The organism is Kluyvera sp. STS39-E (assembly GCF_040932435.1).
GTDB lineage: Bacteria > Pseudomonadota > Gammaproteobacteria > Enterobacterales > Enterobacteriaceae > Kluyvera.
This window is the reverse complement of record NZ_JBFQGA010000001.1, coordinates 638,443-655,654: the sequence shown is the minus strand read 5'-3', so window position 1 is coordinate 655,654 and position 17,212 is coordinate 638,443. Positions and strand designations below refer to the sequence as shown.

General features: G+C 54.6%; 16 protein-coding genes. 7 read left to right on the top strand and 9 right to left on the bottom strand.

The window, feature by feature from the left end; genetic code table 11:
• Positions 1 to 5: 5 nt before the first annotated feature.
• The 6 genes from AB4K05_RS03145 (at position 6) to AB4K05_RS03120 (ending at position 8,543) form a co-directional block, all read left to right on the top strand.
• Entirely contained in the window at positions 6 to 1,430 is a 1,425-nt protein-coding gene (locus AB4K05_RS03145; protein ID WP_368478554.1) for a 6-phospho-beta-glucosidase, read from the top strand.
• A 109-nt stretch (positions 1,431 to 1,539) separates the two neighbouring features.
• The gene (locus AB4K05_RS03140; RefSeq protein ID WP_368478553.1) at positions 1,540 to 2,622 is read left to right on the top strand and encodes a LacI family DNA-binding transcriptional regulator; all 1,083 of its coding nucleotides are present in this window, start codon (positions 1,540 to 1,542) and stop codon (positions 2,620 to 2,622) included.
• A 119-nt stretch (positions 2,623 to 2,741) separates the two neighbouring features.
• Positions 2,742 to 5,819 carry a beta-galactosidase gene (locus AB4K05_RS03135; RefSeq protein WP_368478552.1) on the top strand — a complete coding sequence of 1,026 codons (3,078 nt, stop codon included), beginning with the start codon at positions 2,742 to 2,744 and terminating at the stop codon, positions 5,817 to 5,819.
• A gap of 56 nt (positions 5,820 to 5,875) precedes the next feature.
• Entirely contained in the window at positions 5,876 to 7,129 is a 1,254-nt protein-coding gene (locus AB4K05_RS03130; protein WP_368478551.1) for an MFS transporter, read from the top strand.
• A 16-nt stretch (positions 7,130 to 7,145) separates the two neighbouring features.
• Positions 7,146 to 7,757: a galactoside O-acetyltransferase gene (gene lacA, locus AB4K05_RS03125; protein WP_368478641.1), complete on the top strand. Its 612-nt coding sequence runs from the start codon at positions 7,146 to 7,148 to the stop codon at positions 7,755 to 7,757.
• Positions 7,758 to 8,543 carry a nucleotidyltransferase domain-containing protein gene (locus AB4K05_RS03120; RefSeq protein WP_368478550.1) on the top strand — a complete coding sequence of 262 codons (786 nt, stop codon included), beginning with the start codon at positions 7,758 to 7,760 and terminating at the stop codon, positions 8,541 to 8,543.
• A 115-nt stretch (positions 8,544 to 8,658) separates the two neighbouring features.
• Here AB4K05_RS03120 and hycI read toward each other — a convergent pair whose 3' ends face one another.
• From hycI to hycA, 9 genes are all read right to left on the bottom strand, one after another.
• Positions 8,659 to 9,132 carry a hydrogenase maturation peptidase HycI gene (hycI, locus tag AB4K05_RS03115; RefSeq protein WP_368478549.1) on the bottom strand — a complete coding sequence of 158 codons (474 nt, stop codon included), beginning with the start codon at positions 9,130 to 9,132 and terminating at the stop codon, positions 8,659 to 8,661.
• Positions 9,125 to 9,535: a formate hydrogenlyase maturation HycH family protein gene (locus AB4K05_RS03110; RefSeq protein WP_368478548.1), complete on the bottom strand. Its 411-nt coding sequence runs from the start codon at positions 9,533 to 9,535 to the stop codon at positions 9,125 to 9,127. The genes hycI and AB4K05_RS03110 overlap by 8 nt, the downstream gene beginning before the upstream one ends.
• Positions 9,532 to 10,299: an NADH-quinone oxidoreductase subunit B family protein gene (locus AB4K05_RS03105; protein WP_368478547.1), complete on the bottom strand. Its 768-nt coding sequence runs from the start codon at positions 10,297 to 10,299 to the stop codon at positions 9,532 to 9,534. Before AB4K05_RS03105 ends, AB4K05_RS03110 begins: the two co-directional genes overlap by 4 nt.
• Positions 10,299 to 10,841, bottom strand: coding sequence for a formate hydrogenlyase complex iron-sulfur subunit (locus AB4K05_RS03100; protein ID WP_368478546.1), 543 nt, complete (start codon positions 10,839 to 10,841; stop codon positions 10,299 to 10,301). Before AB4K05_RS03100 ends, AB4K05_RS03105 begins: the two co-directional genes overlap by 1 nt.
• Before the next feature lie 168 nt (positions 10,842 to 11,009).
• Positions 11,010 to 12,719 carry a formate hydrogenlyase subunit HycE gene (hycE, locus tag AB4K05_RS03095; protein WP_368478545.1) on the bottom strand — a complete coding sequence of 570 codons (1,710 nt, stop codon included), beginning with the start codon at positions 12,717 to 12,719 and terminating at the stop codon, positions 11,010 to 11,012.
• Positions 12,720 to 12,735: 16 nt separating this feature from the next.
• Positions 12,736 to 13,659 carry a respiratory chain complex I subunit 1 family protein gene (locus AB4K05_RS03090; RefSeq protein ID WP_368478544.1) on the bottom strand — a complete coding sequence of 308 codons (924 nt, stop codon included), beginning with the start codon at positions 13,657 to 13,659 and terminating at the stop codon, positions 12,736 to 12,738.
• A 2-nt stretch (positions 13,660 to 13,661) separates the two neighbouring features.
• On the bottom strand, positions 13,662 to 15,488 hold the full coding sequence (gene hycC / locus AB4K05_RS03085; RefSeq protein WP_368478543.1) for a formate hydrogenlyase subunit 3: 1,827 nt from the start codon (positions 15,486 to 15,488) through the stop codon (positions 13,662 to 13,664).
• Positions 15,485 to 16,093, bottom strand: coding sequence for a 4Fe-4S dicluster domain-containing protein (locus AB4K05_RS03080; RefSeq protein ID WP_368478542.1), 609 nt, complete (start codon positions 16,091 to 16,093; stop codon positions 15,485 to 15,487). The genes hycC and AB4K05_RS03080 overlap by 4 nt, the downstream gene beginning before the upstream one ends.
• An 83-nt stretch (positions 16,094 to 16,176) precedes the next feature.
• Complete coding sequence (hycA, locus tag AB4K05_RS03075; protein WP_368478541.1) at positions 16,177 to 16,644, bottom strand: formate hydrogenlyase regulator HycA; 468 nt, start codon at positions 16,642 to 16,644, stop codon at positions 16,177 to 16,179.
• Positions 16,645 to 16,858: 214 nt separating this feature from the next.
• On the opposite strand from hycA, the gene hypA reads away from it, so the two are divergent.
• Entirely contained in the window at positions 16,859 to 17,209 is a 351-nt protein-coding gene (gene hypA, locus AB4K05_RS03070; RefSeq protein WP_368478540.1) for a hydrogenase maturation nickel metallochaperone HypA, read from the top strand.
• Positions 17,210 to 17,212 lie beyond the last annotated feature (3 nt).

The following is a 17,212-nucleotide window of genomic DNA, read 5'->3' as shown; positions in this document are numbered from 1 at the left end:
AACGCATGTCGACATTTCCGCAAGGCTTTCTCTGGGGCGGTGCGCTCGCAGCCAACCAAGCTGAAGGGGCCTATCTTGAGGGCGGCAAAGGGCTGACCACCGTGGATATGATCCCACACGGTATCAACCGCCTGCCGGTCAAACTCGGCCAGGAAAAGCGCTTTGCGCTGCGTGACGATGAGTTCTACCCAAGCCACAGGGCTATCGATTTCTACCATCGCTACAAAGAAGACATCGCGCTAATGGCAGAGATGGGCTTTACGGTCTTCCGCACTTCGATTGCCTGGAGCCGCCTGTACCCGAACGGCGACGAGTCACAGCCAAACGAGGAAGGGATTGCGTTCTACCGCGCGGTGTTCGAAGAGTGCAAAAAGTACAACATCGAGCCGCTGGTGACGCTGTGCCATTTCGACGTGCCGATGCATCTGGTCACCGAATACGGTTCTTGGCGTAACCGTAAGATGGTCGAGTTTTTCACCCGCTATGCGCGTACCTGTTTTGAAGCGTTCGACGGGCTGGTGAAGTACTGGCTGACTTTCAACGAAATCAACATCATGCTGCACAGCCCCTTCTCTGGCGCAGGGCTGGTGTTTGAAGACGGTGAGAATCAGGATCAGGTGAAGTATCAGGCCGCCCACCACGAACTGGTTGCCAGTGCGCTGGCGACCAAAATCGCCCACGAGGTGAACCCGCAAAACCAGGTCGGATGCATGCTGGCAGGCGGTAACTTCTACCCTTATTCCTGCAAACCGGAAGATGTGTGGACGGCGCTGGAGAAAGACCGCGAAAACCTGTTCTTTATCGACGTCCAGGCGCGTGGGGCTTATCCATCGTACTCGGCGCGGGTATTCCGCGAAAAAGGCGTCACGATTGTCAAAGAAGCGGGCGATGATGCGGCACTTAAGCACACCGTCGATTTCGTGTCATTTAGCTACTACGCTTCACGCTGTGCGTCAGCAGAAATGAACGCTAACAACACCAGCGCGGCGAATATCGTCAAGTCGCTGAAAAACCCCTACATTGAAGCCAGCGAATGGGGCTGGGGCATCGACCCGCTGGGCCTGCGCATCACCATGAACATGATGTACGACCGCTACCAAAAACCGCTGTTCTTGGTAGAAAATGGTCTGGGCGCGAAAGACGTAGTTAATGCTGACGGGCAGATTGATGACGACTACCGCATCAGCTATTTGCGTGAGCATATCCGCGCAATGGGCGATGCGATTGAAGACGGCATTCCGGTTATTGGCTATACCACCTGGGGCTGCATTGACCTGGTGGCAGCGTCAACCGGTGAGATGAGCAAACGCTATGGGTTTGTTTACGTTGACCGTGACGATGCGGGTAATGGCACACTGGCGCGTACGCGCAAGAAATCGTTCTGGTGGTATAAGAAAGTGATTGCCAGCAACGGCGAGGATCTGGCGTAGGCGTAGTTTCCTAGTTCAATGAGTGACGGTGCACCACCTCCTTTTTTGCTAGGAGGTGTGGCATCATAGCCTTCGCGCACAAAACACATTGAATTCAGGGGTAATAAGTGTGAAACCGGTAACGCTGTACGATGTTGCAGACCATGCAGGGGTCTCTTATCAGACCGTCTCTCGCGTCGTGAATCAGGCACGCCACGTTTCTGCCAAAACCCGTGAAAAAGTCGAAGCCGCAATGGCTGAGCTGAATTACATTCCCAACCGTGTCGCGCAACAGTTGGCTGGCAAACAGACGCCGCTCATCGGCGTTGCCACCACCAACCTTGCGCTACATGCGCCGTCGCAGATTGTCGCGGCGATTAAATCCCGCGCCGACAAATCAGGCGCCAGCGTGGTTATCGCGATGGTGGAGCGTAACGGTGTGGAAGCCTGTAAAGCGGCGATACACAACCTGCTGACGCAACGGGTAACCGGTCTTATCGTTAACTATCCGCTCGATGAAAACGACGCTATTGCCGTGGCCGAAAGCTGTGGCAACGTGCCGGTGCTGTTTCTTGATGTTTCCGACCAATCCCCCATTAACAGCGTGATTTTTTCCCACGATGATGGCGCGCGTCTGGGAGTTCAACATCTGGTCGAGCATGGTCATCAGCGCATTGCGCTGCTCGCGGGGCCGCACTCATCGGTATCTGCGCGACTGAGACTGGCCGGTTGGCATAAATATCTGGCGCACTACCAGCTACGGGCGGTTGCCGAGACTGAAGGCGACTGGAGTGCAATGTCCGGTTTTCAGCAAACCTCACAGATGCTTAATAACGGCATCATACCCACCGCCATGCTGGTGGCCAACGATCAGATGGCGCTGGGCGCGATGCGGGCAATCAGCGAGTTTGGGCTGCGTGTGGCGGGCGACATTTCGGTGATTGGCTATGATGATACTGAAGATAGCGCCTGTTATATTCCGCCGCTGACGACGATAAGACAGGATTTTTCTCTGCTCGGTAAAACCAGCGTCGACAAACTGCTGCAACTCTCGAGCACTGAGCCTGCGGTTAATCATCAGCTCTTACCCGTGTCATTAATTGAACGTAAAACCGTTCAGCGCCCCAATACCGAAGCGGCTTCCCCTGAGATCTTAGCGAATTCACTTATCCAGTTAGCGCGGCAAATTTCCCAGCTCTCGCCTAAAGAGTGAACGGCTAAATTTGTGTGAGTTAGCTCACCCATTGTCCATCTGATCCTTTACAGGAATAACGTTAACGCCTTATTTTGAAAAAATTGTGAGCGGATAACAATTCCCATAAGGATACCGATATGTCCCTGAACACCAATTCACTCGCCGCCGTGCTAAAACGGCGTGACTGGGAAAATCCCGGCGTAACGCAGCTCAACCGCCTAGAAGCCCATCCTCCTTTTTGCAGCTGGCGGAATGCCGAGGACGCGCTTAATAGACGAGAGTCACCAAAAAAACGTAGCCTCAACGGCGAATGGCAATTTGCCTTGTTTACCTCTCCGGAAGCCGTTCCGGAAAGCTGGCTGACAGGTGAACTGCCGCAGGCGGAGGCTATCGATGTACCCTCCAATTGGCAGATGAAAGGTTACGATACCCCTATCTACACCAATGTCACTTACCCCATTGCGGTAAATCCGCCGTTTGTACCGGCAGAAAACCCCACAGGTTGTTACTCGCTCACATTCACTATTGACGATGCCTGGCTTCAGGAAGGACAGACGCGCATCATCTTTGACGGGGTGAATTCAGCGTTCCATCTGTGGTGCAACGGACGCTGGGTGGGATACGGTCAAGACAGCCGCCTGCCTTCGGAATTTGATCTCAGCGCTTATCTGCAGAGCGGTGAAAACCGGCTGGCGGTTATGGTGCTGCGCTGGAGCGATGGCAGCTATCTGGAAGACCAAGACATGTGGCGAATGAGCGGGATTTTCCGCGATGTTGCTTTGCTGCATAAACCCGTCACGCAAATTAGCGATCTGCGCATTCACACCCGTTTTAATGACGACTTCAGCCGTGCGGTGCTGGAAACCCAAGTACGGATTGCCGGTGCGCTGCACGACGATTTACGCGTGACGCTGCAACTGTGGGATGGCGCAACATTCATCGGTGAAAGCTCGGCCCCATTGGGCAGTGAAATTATTGATGAGCGCGGCGCTTATCATGACCGGGTTACCCTGCGTTTGAATGTCGAAAAACCGCTGCTGTGGAGCGCCGAGACGCCAAACCTGTATCGTGCCGTGGTGCAGTTACATACCGTTGACGGCACGCTGGTAGAAGCTGAAGCCAGTGATGTCGGCTTCCGTCAGGTCAGCATTGAAAATGGTCTGCTGCTGTTGAACGGTAAGCCGCTGCTGATTCGCGGCACCAACCGTCACGAGCATCACCCGGTAAACGGCCAAGTGATGGACGAGGAAACGATGGTGCAGGACATCGTGTTGATGAAGCAAAACAACTTCAACGCCGTGCGCTGTTCTCATTATCCGAATCATCCGCTGTGGTACACGTTGTGCGACCGTTACGGCTTGTATGTGGTGGATGAAGCCAATATTGAGACCCACGGCATGGTGCCAATGAACCGCCTGACTGACGATCCAACATGGCTGCCTGCCATGAGCCAACGCGTAACGCGAATGGTGCAGCGCGATCGTAACCACCCCAGCATTATTATCTGGTCGCTGGGCAATGAGTCCGGCCATGGGACCAACCATGATGCGCTGTACCACTGGCTGAAGTCGGAAGATCCCTCTCGCCCGGTGCAGTATGAAGGAGGCGGCGCCGATACCGCCGCCACCGATATCATCTGTCCGATGTACGCCCGCGTCGACCAGGATCAGCCCTTCCCGGCAGTACCAAAATGGTCAATCAAAAAATGGCTGTCGATGCCTGGCGAGCAGCGCCCGCTGATCTTATGCGAATACGCCCACGCCATGGGGAACGGCTTCGGCGGTTTTGCCAAGTACTGGCAGGCATTCCGTCAATATCCGCGTCTGCAGGGCGGCTTTGTCTGGGACTGGGTGGATCAATCGTTAATCAAACATGATGAGAACGGCAACCCTTGGTCTGCCTACGGCGGTGATTTTGGCGATACGCCAAACGATCGTCAGTTCTGCATGAACGGACTGGTGTTTGCCGATCGCACGCCGCACCCGGCGCTGTATGAAGCCAAACACGAACAGCAGTTTTTCCAGTTTGCGCTGTTGCCGGGGGCCGAATGCCAGATTGAGGTGACCAGCGAATACCTGTTCCGTCGTAGTGATAATGAAGAGCTGCACTGGTCGCTGGCGCTGGACGGTAAACCGCAGACTTCAGGCATCGCAACGCTGGATATCCCGCCACAAGGACGGCAGGTCATCACGCTGCCAGCGCGCCCAAAACAGGAGAATCCAGGCGAACTGTGGCTGACGGTGCACGTCGTGCAACCACAGGCAACCGCATGGTCCCAGGCCGGGCATATTTGCGCCTGGCAGCAATGGAAAGTGGGCGAAAAACTCGGTACCCAGTTGCCGAAATCTGCCAGCCACGCGCCGCAGCTCACCACCCGCGAGAACGTCTATAGCATCAGCGCCAACAATAAACGCTGGGAGTTCGACCGCCAACGTGGCCTGCTCACCCAGTATTGGATTGGCAAAGAAGCGCAACTGCTGACCCCGCTTATCGACAATTTTACCCGCGCGCCGTTGGACAACGATATCGGCGTGAGTGAGTCAACCCGCATTGATCCTAATGCTTGGGTAGAGCGCTGGAAGACTGCTGGTCACTATCAGATTGAGCCAACCTTATTGCAATGCGAAGCGGACACATTGGCCAGTGCGGTACTGCTGACTACTGCGCATTCGTGGCAATACCGTGGAGAAACGCTGTTTGTCAGCCGTAAAACGTACCGTATTGATGACCAGGGCGAGATACAAATCAGCGTGGACGTTGAGGTCGCAAGCGACACCCCACACCCAGCGCGCATTGGGCTGAGCTGTCAGCTTGCGCAGGTGGAAGCGCGGGTTAACTGGCTGGGATTGGGTCCACATGAAAACTACCCGGACCGGCTCTCCTCTGCCTACGTCGACCGTTGGGATCTGCCGCTGGAAGCCCTATACACCCCGTACGTTTTCCCAAGCGAAAACGGCCTGCGTTGCCACACCCGCGAGCTGAGCTATGGCGCGCACCACTGGCGCGGTGATTTCCAGTTCAACATCAGCCGTTACGGTCAACAACAGTTAATGGAGACTAGCCACCGTCATCTGCTACAAGCAGAAGCGGGAACCTGGCTCAATATTGATGGCTTCCATATGGGCGTGGGCGGTGACGACTCCTGGAGCCCTTCTGTTTCGCCGGAATATCTGCTCAGCGCCGGGCGCTACCACTACCAGTTGATCTGGGGCTAAAAAAAAATAATCAGGCAGGTTCACACCTGCCTGCATTTATCGAAAGGAAGTCCATCATGTATTATTTGAAGAATACGAATTTCTGGATATTTGGCTGTTTCTTCTTCTTTTATTTTTTCATTATGGGTGCATATTTCCCCTTCTTCCCTATCTGGTTACACGATATAAACCATATCAGCAAAGGGGATACCGGCATTATCTTCGCCTGTATCTCTCTATTTTCGTTGTTGTTCCAGCCTATTTTCGGCTTGCTTTCCGATAAGCTCGGCCTGCGTAAACACCTGCTGTGGGTGATTACCGGGATGCTGGTGATGTTTGCCCCGTTCTTTATTTACGTCTTTGGCCCATTATTACAGGTCAACATTTTACTGGGTTCGATTGTCGGCGGGATTTACCTCGGATTTATTTACAACGCCGGCGCGCCAGCGATTGAAGCCTATATTGAAAAAGTTAGTCGTCAGAGCAACTTTGAATTTGGCCGTGCACGCATGTTTGGTTGCGTGGGCTGGGCGCTGTGCGCCTCGATTGCCGGGATTATGTTCACCATCAATAACCAGTTTGTGTTCTGGTTGGGCTCAGGGTGTGCAGTGATTTTGGCTATATTGCTGCTCTTTTCAAAAACAGAAGCCCCTTCTTCTGCTCAGGTCGCAGATGCGGTCGGTGCCAATCACTCGGCCTTTAGTCTTAAGCTGGCACTGGAATTATTCAAGCAGCCAAAACTCTGGTTCCTTTCGCTGTACGTTGTCGGTGTCTCCTGCACTTATGATGTATTCGACCAACAGTTTGCCAACTTCTTTACCTCGTTCTTTGCCACCGGTGAACAAGGCACCCGCGTATTTGGCTACGTCACCACCATGGGGGAATTGCTCAACGCCTCAATCATGTTCTTTGCGCCACTGATTGTGAATCGCATCGGGGGCAAAAACGCCCTGCTGCTAGCGGGCGCGATTATGTCGGTGCGGATTATTGGCTCCTCATTTGCCACCTCTGCGCTGGAAGTGATTATCCTCAAAACGCTGCATATGTTTGAGATCCCGTTCCTTATCGTCGGCTGCTTTAAATACATCACCAGCCAGTTTGAGGTGCGTTTCTCTGCAACGATTTACCTGGTGTGCTTCTGCTTCTTCAAACAGTTAGCGATGATTTTTATGTCCGTACTGGCCGGCAACATGTATGAAAGCATTGGTTTCCATGGGGCGTATCTGGTCCTGGGTTTAATTGCGCTGAGCTTCACCCTCATTTCAGTCTTTACCCTCAGCGGCACAAAACCGTTCTCTCATTACCTCCCAAAAAGTAGTCAAAAAATTTAAGGATGAAATGACATCAATGAATATTCCGATGAAAGATAGAATAAAATCTGGCATGTTGTTCACGGATATGTGTGAAGGATTACCAGAAGATAGACTGCGTGGAAAAGAGTTAATGCATGACTTTAATAACACACGTCCATCTGAAGATAAAAAGAGAATTGAACTCATTAATAAAATGTTCGGTAAAGTGGGGAAAACCCCCTGGATTGAACCACCGATACATTTCTCCTACGGTAGTAATATTTTTATTGGCGACTGTTTTTACGCTAATTTCAATTTTACGATTGTTGATGATCACACGGTGACGATTGGTGATAACGTCCTGATTGCTCCTAACGTCACCATTTCGGTAACGGGACACCCCGTCCACCATGAATTGAGAGCAAAAGGTGAGATGTTTTCTTTCCCGGTAACGATAGGAAACAATGTGTGGATCGGCAGCAACGTGGTTATCAATCCGGGGGTAACCATTGGAGAAAATACCGTTATCGGTGCAGGCAGCGTTGTCACGAAAGATATTCCCGCGAATGTCGTTGCGGCAGGTGTCCCATGTAAAGTTATCAGAGAAATTACCGACCGGGATAAAGAGTATTACTACAAAGATTTTAAAGTCGATGCGGTGAATTAAATGTATCCGCACCATAAAGATGCCATTGATAAAGCCATCCAGAAACTCAGCAAGGATAAGAAAATTCTTGCTGTCATTCTTGGCGGTTCTGTTGCTCATGGCTTTGCCGCTGAATCCTCAGATATAGACTTAATGCTTGTTTTATCTGAGGTCGATTATCAACAGGCGCTTCATCAAGGCAATCTGCACTATGCTGATAAGGAGTCCGCCAACTATCCAGGAGGATACGTCGAAGGCAAATACATCAGCGAATCCTTTATCAAAGCGGTTGCGGAAAAAGGGAGCGAACCCGCCCGCTTTGCATTTAAGGACGCGATCCTACTCTATTCTGCTCTGGATAATATTAATGATTTAATTTCCGCCGCAGCGGCATATCCCCTGGAGGGTAAGGCAGATAAGATAGAGAAATTTAATGCCCAGTTTGAAGGCTGGAACTGGATGTATCATGAGGGGTTAAAAAGGAACGATCTTTACGCCATTAATTATGCGGTAACTCATCTTTGCCTTTTTTCTGGCCGTCTATTGCTGGCGCACAATGAATTACTGTACCCCTATCACAAATGGTTTTTGAGGGTACTGGAATCCGCACCCGCCAGACCCAAAGACATTATTAAAACAATCCATTCTGCCTTAACAACAAAATCCGAATGCGATATTAGCCATTTATATCATTCAGTGAAAAATTTCCATGACTGGCCTCAATATCAACATGGTTGGGTCGCTAAGTTTGTTATAGATAGTGAGATAAACTGGCTCAATGGGCCAGTTCCTATTACCGATTTATAATTACAATGTATACGCTTGCTGCTCTGCAGCAAATTGAATGATTTCAAATTTCAATAATGACTCATACGGTCTCTTGAGACGACGTTCGGCTCAAGAGACCGTATGTGAAGGTCAACTACACGTCATCCTCAACCGATAACGCTTCAAACCCGCCGTTCCCCTGCCACCCATCAAGGCGCTGATAAACCACCTCAACCGCGTCTTTAATGGCCTGGGTCATCGGGTAATAAAAACCGACAATATCCGGCTGAATGCCGAGGAAAATTACCTCGCCCACGTCCTCTTTCAGCTGATCGACGAGGTAGTTCAGCGGCATATTGTGCGTCGTCATCATAAACATTTCGGCGATGTCGTCCGGGTCGATAATCCGCATTTCACCCGGATTCAGCCCCATATCAGTGGCATCGACAATCAGTAGGCGCGCGGGGTTCAACTCGCGTATCGCCACGATATCGTTTTCCGGCGCGCTACCGCCGTCAATCACCACCCAGTTGCCTTTCGGCGCAGCGGCGCACATTTCGGCGAGCAGCGGACCGGCGCCATCGTCGCCCATCATGCTATTGCCAACACAGAGTAAAACGTCAGTCACGGAGTCTCCTCACCATCAGATAGATGGCGCTTTCCTGGTAAATGGCATGCAGCATACTGAGCATCGTTTCACTCCACGCCTGCTGTTCCGGGGTTTGTGACGCCCGCGCTTTGTCAAAAGCGTTCGCCAATATCGACACATGATTGCTGTCGATAACGATTTCGCCATACTTCGGCACGCCTTCCATTTTACGCCGCGCCGTACTGCCCTCTTCCAACGTCGCAATCCACGCCAGATAGTCATCCCACGGGCAGGTCAGCGCGGCTTCGAGACAGTCGATGACCCCGAGGTGGTGGCCAATCGCCAGGCTGTAATAGACAACCTGCTGCGCCTCGGAGGGCGTTGCATCGTTCTCATCAATAAATTTACGGCTCAGTTGACTGAACACCACCTGTTCGCTCATCGAATACGTGCCTCTTCTACTACGTGACTCAGTTGCGTGACGATCTCCGTCAGACGCGGATCGTTTTCCGTTGCCAGCCATTGCTGAACCTGGGTTTCGCCTTGGCCCAAATGCACCATATAGTCGTCAGCAATCTGCCGACCATAGCGATAACCCGCCAGACGACGCGCGGCACGGTCAATCTGTACGCGCAGTGGCTGCACCATATCCGGATGCAGGATCTCGGCAGGTGCGGCGTCCAGTTCACTCGGTGCACGGGCGTGGATTTTTTGCTCCAGCAGACCCAGCGCCATCGCAAAGCCGTACAGCGTCGCCGCAGGCGTCGGCGGGCAGCCAGGAATATAGACATCGACCGGCACGATTTTATCGGTGCCGCCCCAGACGCAGTACAGGTCGTGGAAGATGCCGCCGCTGTTGCCGCAGGCTCCGTAGGAGATACAGATTTTCGGGTCCGGCGCGGACTGCCAGGCGCGCAGCGCAGGCGAACGCATGGCGCGGGTCACTGCGCCGGTGAACAGCAAAATGTCGGCATGACGCGGTGACGGCACCACTTTGATACCAAAGCGTTCGGCATCAAACAGCGGCGACAACGTGGCGAAAATTTCAATTTCACAGCCGTTACAGCCGCCGCAGTCAACGCGGTAAACGTAGGCGGAGCGTTTGATATTTTTCAGCAGCGACGCTTTCATGCTGGCGATAGATTCTTCTACCGTCATCGGCACCGGCATGCCGTTATCGTCGCGTGGCCCAATTAAGTTGCTCATCAGATGGCCTCTTTCATGTGGCGAGTCAGGTCAATACGGTCGGAAGGCACCAAACATTTCTGACGCTTACATTCCGGGCAAGTCTCAAAGCTTTCGCGGTGGTTTTCCGCACGGCTATCACCGTTGTGCTGCAACAGCGCAATGGCGTAATCAATTTCTTTTTGTACTGCAAACGGACGGCTACACACGCGGCAGTTGCAGATATCAAAGCGCGACTGCTGGAGAAAATCCTCTTTCTTCCACACCGCCAGTTCATACTCCTGCGACAGCTTAATCGCCGCCGTCGGGCACACTTCTTCGCAGCGGCCGCAGAAGATGCAGCGACCGAGATTGAACTGCCACGCCAGTTGGTTGCTCACGCGGTCGGTTTCTACCGTCAGCGCGTTCGACGGACAAGCGTTGACGCACGCCGCACAGCCAATGCACTGCTGCGGATTGTGTTCCGGCTTACCGCGGAAGTTCTTATCCACCGGCATCGGTTCCAGCGGATAAGACGATGTCGTTACGCCGGTTTTGATGGCTTTTTTGATAAAGGTAAACATAGTTGCTCCTGGCTTTTGTGCGGGGGGTTTACCCTCACCCTAGCCCTCTCCCTGCAAGGGAGAGGGGACAGATCGGCGCTATCAGCAAATTCGCACTCGGTCTGCCCTTCCCCCTCGCCCCTTTGGGGAGAGGGCCGGGGTGAGGGGCCGCCCCACACAATGCCCCAATTATTTCAGCGGCGAGTTCTTACGCTCAATGCTGTAGCGCTCAAGTTCTTTATACGGCACGACTTTGCTCTTCTTCTTACGCACATCAACCACGGTCATGCGGTCAGTACAGGAGTAGCAAGGATCGAGACTACCGATGATCAGCGGCGCATCGGAAACAGTGTTACCGCGCAGCATGTAGCGCAGGGTCGGCCAGTTGGCGTAGGTCGCCGCACGGCAGCGCCAGCGGTACAGCTTCTGGTTGTCGCCGGTCATACTCCAGTGGATATCATCACCGCGTGGTGCTTCCGAGAAGCCCAGTGCAAAGCGATGCGGGATATAGGTGAAACCATCCACCGCCAGCGGGCCGCCCGGCAAGTTGTCGAGACCGTAGTCAATCATGTTCAGCGCGGTGAACACTTCGTTGATACGCACTTTCAGACGCGAAATAACATCGCAGCCCTGCTCGCTGTGCACTTCCATTGGCAGCAGACCGTAGCCGACAAACGGGTGATCCGCGCGAGTATCACGTGCGTGACCGCTGGCGCGAACCATCGGGCCGACGTTACTGAAATCACGGGCGATTTCTGGGTCCAGACGACCAATACCGACGGTGCGCTGTTCCATGTTCGGCGTGCTCAGCAGAATATCCACCAGATCCTGCACGTCCCGACGCATCTGCTGCGCTAGCTGACGGGTCTGGATCATGTCGTCTTTGAGGAAGTCGCGGCGGATACCGCCAATCAGGTTCAGGCCGTAGGTTTTACGCGCGCCGGTGAGGATTTCCGCCATTTTCATGGAGGCTTCACGCACGCGGAAGAACTGCATAAACCCGGAGTCAAAGCCGGTGAAGTGACAGGCCAGACCGAGGTTCAGCAGGTGCGAGTGCAGACGTTCCACTTCCAGCAGGATGGCACGAATCATCTGCGCACGTTCCGGTACCACGATACCCATCGCATTTTCGACGGACGTGGTATATGCGGTGCTGTGGGCAAAGCCGCAGATGCCGCACACGCGGTCGGACAAGAAGGTCACTTCGTTGTAGCCCATGCGGGTTTCCGCCAGCTTTTCCATGCCACGGTGGACATAGAACAGGCGGTAGTCGGCGTCGATAATGTTCTCGCCGTCCACGAACAGGCGGAAGTGGCCCGGTTCATCGGAGGTAACGTGCAGCGGGCCAATCGGCACCACGTTGTTTTTCTTGCTGCCCAGTTCGTTGATGAACTCGTAGGTTTCGGCATCGGTGGTCGGTGCCGGACGCTGACGGTAGTCCATGCTGTCTTTACGCAGTGGGTAGAGCTCATCTGGCCAATCATCCGGTAGTACCAGACGACGTTCGTCCGGCAGCCCTACCGGACGCAGACCGTACATATCGCGCACTTCACGCTCGCCCCACACGGCGGCAGGCACGCGTGGCGTGACGGACGGGTATTCCAGCGTATTAGGATCGACTTCAACGCGGACGGTTACCCAGCACTTGGTGCCTTTTTCCATCGACAGCACGTAGTAGACGGCGTAGTGACCATTCAGTTTACGTTCATCGTTGCCGAACAGCACCGACAGCCAGCCGCCCTGCTGGTAGTAAAGAAACTCGACGACTTCCGGCAGGTAGTTGACCTTCACGGTAATCGTTAACTGGTCTTTGGTCTGCCAGGCTTCGTCCAGCACCACGCCCGGATAGGCTTGGTGCAGTGCCGCGAGGTAGTGTTGACCCACTTTTTCTTCAGACATGCTCAAAACTCTCTTATCACGCCACCAGCAAGGAGACGAAAGCTAAAAAGGCTAAACCGAACCCGGTCCAGGTGACGCGGCCCGTGATATCCAGACGCAGACGCGCCATGCTGTTTTCGAACAGCGCAATCAGCGCCACGCCCGCCACCAGCTTGACGATGGCAACGATCACCGCGATGACCAGACCGCCAATACTAAAGCTGGTCATCTGTCCCCACGGGATGAAGACGCCAACGAACATTTGCAGCACCACCAGCTGTTTGAGGCTGATGCCCCACTTCAGCACGCCAAAGCCGCTGCCGCTGTACTCGGACAGCGGGCCTTCCTGCAGCTCCTGCTCCGCTTCCGCGAGGTCAAACGGCAGTTTGCCCATTTCGATAAAGGTGGCGAAAGCGCAGGCGCAAAACGCCAGCACCAGCGGAACGCTACGGCTAACCGGCCAGTGGTAGAGGGTGTCGGTGATATTGCTAATATGGGTGGAACCGGCAACCAGCGCCGCTACCCACAGGCCAAGCAGTAAAATAGGCTCAACCAGCACGCCGAGCATCGCTTCACGGCTCGCGCCGATAGCGGTGAACGGGCTACCGGTATCCAGCCCGGCGATGGCAAAGAAGAAACGCGCCACGGCAAACAGGTAGATAAGGGTAATCAGATCGCCCAGCCCCGGCATCGGTGATGCCACCGTCACCACCGGCAGTGCGGTGGCGATAGTCAGCATTACGCCTACCATCACAAACGGCGTCAGACGGAAGACCCAGCCGGATGCATCCGGCCCCACGCTCTGACGGCCCAGCAGTTTGATGATGTCGCGGTATTCCTGCATCACGCCCGGCCCGCGGCGGTTATGCATCCGCGCGCGCAGCACACGGGTAATACCGGAAAGCAGCGGCGCGATAGCAAACAGCACCAGCGCCTGCAGTAAAGCAAATAAGACCGTCATGTTCAGGCTCCTTGAGAGATGACAATCACGACCAGCACCGCCAGCTCAACCAGCGCCAGACGTTGCAGCAACGTGGCTGACGCTGCGTTTTGCCAGCCCGGAACCAGGGAGACCGGGTTGAGCCATTGACGCAATTTCAGCACCGGGGCAAACGCCTGTTTCACCGGCATGGCAAAACCGTGCGCCGTAATCACCATCGACTCTTCGTGATCGTAACCACATACCCACGCTGCGCCGCGAGAACGGCTTGGCAGGCGGTTGCCTTTGAGCAGTGCCAGAATGATGAACGGCAGCAGCGGGCAGGCAATCAGCAGCAGGGTAATCATCGGCTGGGAAACCACCGTGTGCGCGGTTTCGATAGGCAGCGGAACCGCTGTGCTCAGCACCGGCAGCAACCACGGCGCAGCAACGCCGCCAATGATGCACAGCAGCGCCATCGCAACGGTACTGGCGGCCATCAGCCACGGTGCGCAGCAGGCGTTTTCAGCTTCTTTCGTGCGCGGTGCCCCCAAGAAGGCCACGCCGTAAACTTTCGCCATACACATCACCGCCAACGCGCCGGTAATCGCTAGCCCTACGGCCAAGAGCGGCCCAAGCAGACGGCCAATAAACGCGCCGCTGGTGCTCAGCTTGAAGAAGGACTGATAGATAACCCATTCACCGGCAAAGCCGTTTAACGGCGGCAGCGCGGCCATCGCCATCAGGCCGACCAGCATCGCAAGCGAAATCACCGGCATACGTTTACCGATGCCGCCGAGTTTCTCGATATCGCGGTGACCGGTACGGAACCACACCGCGCCCGCGCCGAGGAACAGCGTGGTTTTAAACAGGCTGTGGTTAAGCAGATGATACAAACCGCCCACCAGACCCAACGCCACCATCACCGGTTGCTGTAATGCTAGGCCAGTCACGCCTACGCCCAAACCCAGCAGGATGATGCCGATGTTTTCCAAGGTGTGGTAAGCCAGCAGACGCTGGATGTTATGTTCCATTAGCGCGTACAGGCCGCCAACGAAAGCGGTAATCATCCCCAGCACCAGCAGAGCAATGCCCCACCACAGCGGCTGCGCATCACCCAACAGAGAAACGGTCAGAATGCCGAGCAGACCAACTTTCATCACCACGGTAGAGAACAGCGCGGCGGCCGGTGCGCTGGCGTTAGCGTGCGCCTGTGGCACCCAGCCGTGCAGCGGAATAATTCCCGCCAGCAGGCCAAAGCCCAACACGCACAGCACCCAGATATCCGAACCTATCGGCAGCAGCTGCGCACGCTCATTCAGCAAGCCGAGATCCAGCGTACCGTAGCGCTGCCACAGCAGCAGGCAGGCAATCGCCAGCAGGATGGTACCCAGACGCCCCAGCGCAAACCACAGTTTGCCGGAAGCCACGCAGCCGGTAAGAAACGCGCCGCACAGCGCCATGATTTCGGCCATCACCACCAGCGAACCCATGCTGCTAGCGACCATCGCGCAGGTGGCGGCGGCAAGCAGCAGGTTAACCAGCGGGCCGTTATTTTTAACGTCTGGATGACGGTGCCAAGCAATGTTGTACAAGCTGATAAACAGGCCACACAGCCCCAGCGCAATCAGCCACACGGCGTTCATTGGCGTAACCAGCACGCGATAGTGCACTAGCGATAAACGACCGATAACCGGGAAGGCATGGAACAACACCATCGCCCCGGCCAGCAGTGCGCACAGGCTACCCAGCGCGCCGCCGATACCGGCAACCAGACCGCTCAGCGGCTTTTTCAGCGACAGTAAAAAAGCGAGTACCGCCGCGGCAACGAACCATGCCACCGCGCTATTGATTAACGACATCACGCTCATTTCGCCTCTCCTTGTTGCGCTTGGAACATCGACAGATCGCCTAAATCGGTATGGAAGGTCAGCTCACGTTTCCGGCGGCTGGCACGGGCGATATCCGCGTTATTCACAAGATGCAGCGCTTTCGTCGGACAGGTGCGAATACAGGCGGGACCCTGTTCATCGAAATGACACAGGTCGCATTTCACCGCGATGGCACGTACGCCCGGAACCCAGTCCAACAGCGTGCTGACACGCGCCGGAGCCGGAGGTGCCGGCAGTGCTTTCGGGGAGTTGGCATTCGCCGGGATATCCAGTGGACGACTGCCGGAAAATTCAATCGCCCCAAATGGGCAGGCAATCCCACACAGTTTACAGCTGACGCACAGGCTTTCATTAAGCTGCACGGCGCCGTCAACGCGGGTAATCGCATTCACCGGGCAAACCCCGGCGCAAGGCGCGTCTTCGCAGTGGTGGCACATCTGCGGCGCGGATTCTTTTTCATTGAGCATGACTCGAAGCCGCGGCATTGATTGCAGGCCGTGATGGCGGTGCGTTTCCGAGCAGGCCGCTTCACAGGTGCGGCAACCGATACAGACGGTAGAGTCAGCAATTACAAAACGATTCACCAGGTCTTCCTCAGGTGATAGTCATTTTTGACGAAATCATGCAGAGCAGGTGTCATTTCGACACCCGTCGACACACCGATAACTCAGGCAAGATTTGCCCGTTGAGGCGCGTTAGCCAACTGGCCAAAATTGACCGGGCTGTCGTTCTCAAGCGCGGCATACAAGGTGTTGTATACCGGAGAAATTTTATCCAGGTAGTGTTCCAGCACCTGCTCGCGATCGCGGATATTCACGGTTCCGTCAATGAAGCCGCTGTTGTTGAGTTCTGCGCGCGCCACGCACTCTTTATTCAGGCCGTCGCGCGTTTCTACGTAGTACTCAACGGTATGGCTGTTAAAGCCGCCAGACAGGCTCACGGAGACCACAAAGTGTTCGAACAGCACGAAGCTCAGTTCTTTCTCCGGTGCGCAGTTCATGGCGTGATGCAGGCGCGCTTTTGACAACGTGATCCCCTGAACCAGAGAGTTACAGTACACGCGCCATTGATCCTGATGGCGGCGGTGACGATCGGCGATAAAGTCGGCCTTCTCGCTAATTTCCCAAATAGTCATGTCGGTTACCCGGTTAATAGAAACAAGCCTTCTAAGCACTTTTCGTGCCATATTTTTATTTTATTGATTTGTATTGCTTTTATTGGAATGACACTGCCAAAGCGACATGTCATTTCGACAGAATGACATCGTCATCGACAGTCTCCGAACTGACATTTCCATCTCTGGCATCGTTATTGCATTACGACTGCGAGTAATGAAAACAGGAGGCGTTATGCACGAAATTACGCTCTGCCAGCGCGCGCTGGAAATTGTCGAACAACAGGCGCAACGCAACGGCGCGAAACGCGTCACCGGCGTCTGGATAAAGGTGGGCGCATTCTCATGCGTCGAAACCAGCGCGATGACCTTTTGTTTTGACCTAGTGTGCCGCGGCACGCTGGCTGAAGGCTGTGAACTGCACGTCGAGGAACAAGAAGCGGAGTGCTGGTGTGATACCTGCCAGCAGTATGTCCAGCTCGTTTCGGTCCATGTGCGCCGTTGTCCGCAGTGCCATAGCGACAACCTGCAAATCGTCGCCGATGACGGTTTACAGATTCAGCGAATTGAAATTGATCAGGAGTAAAGT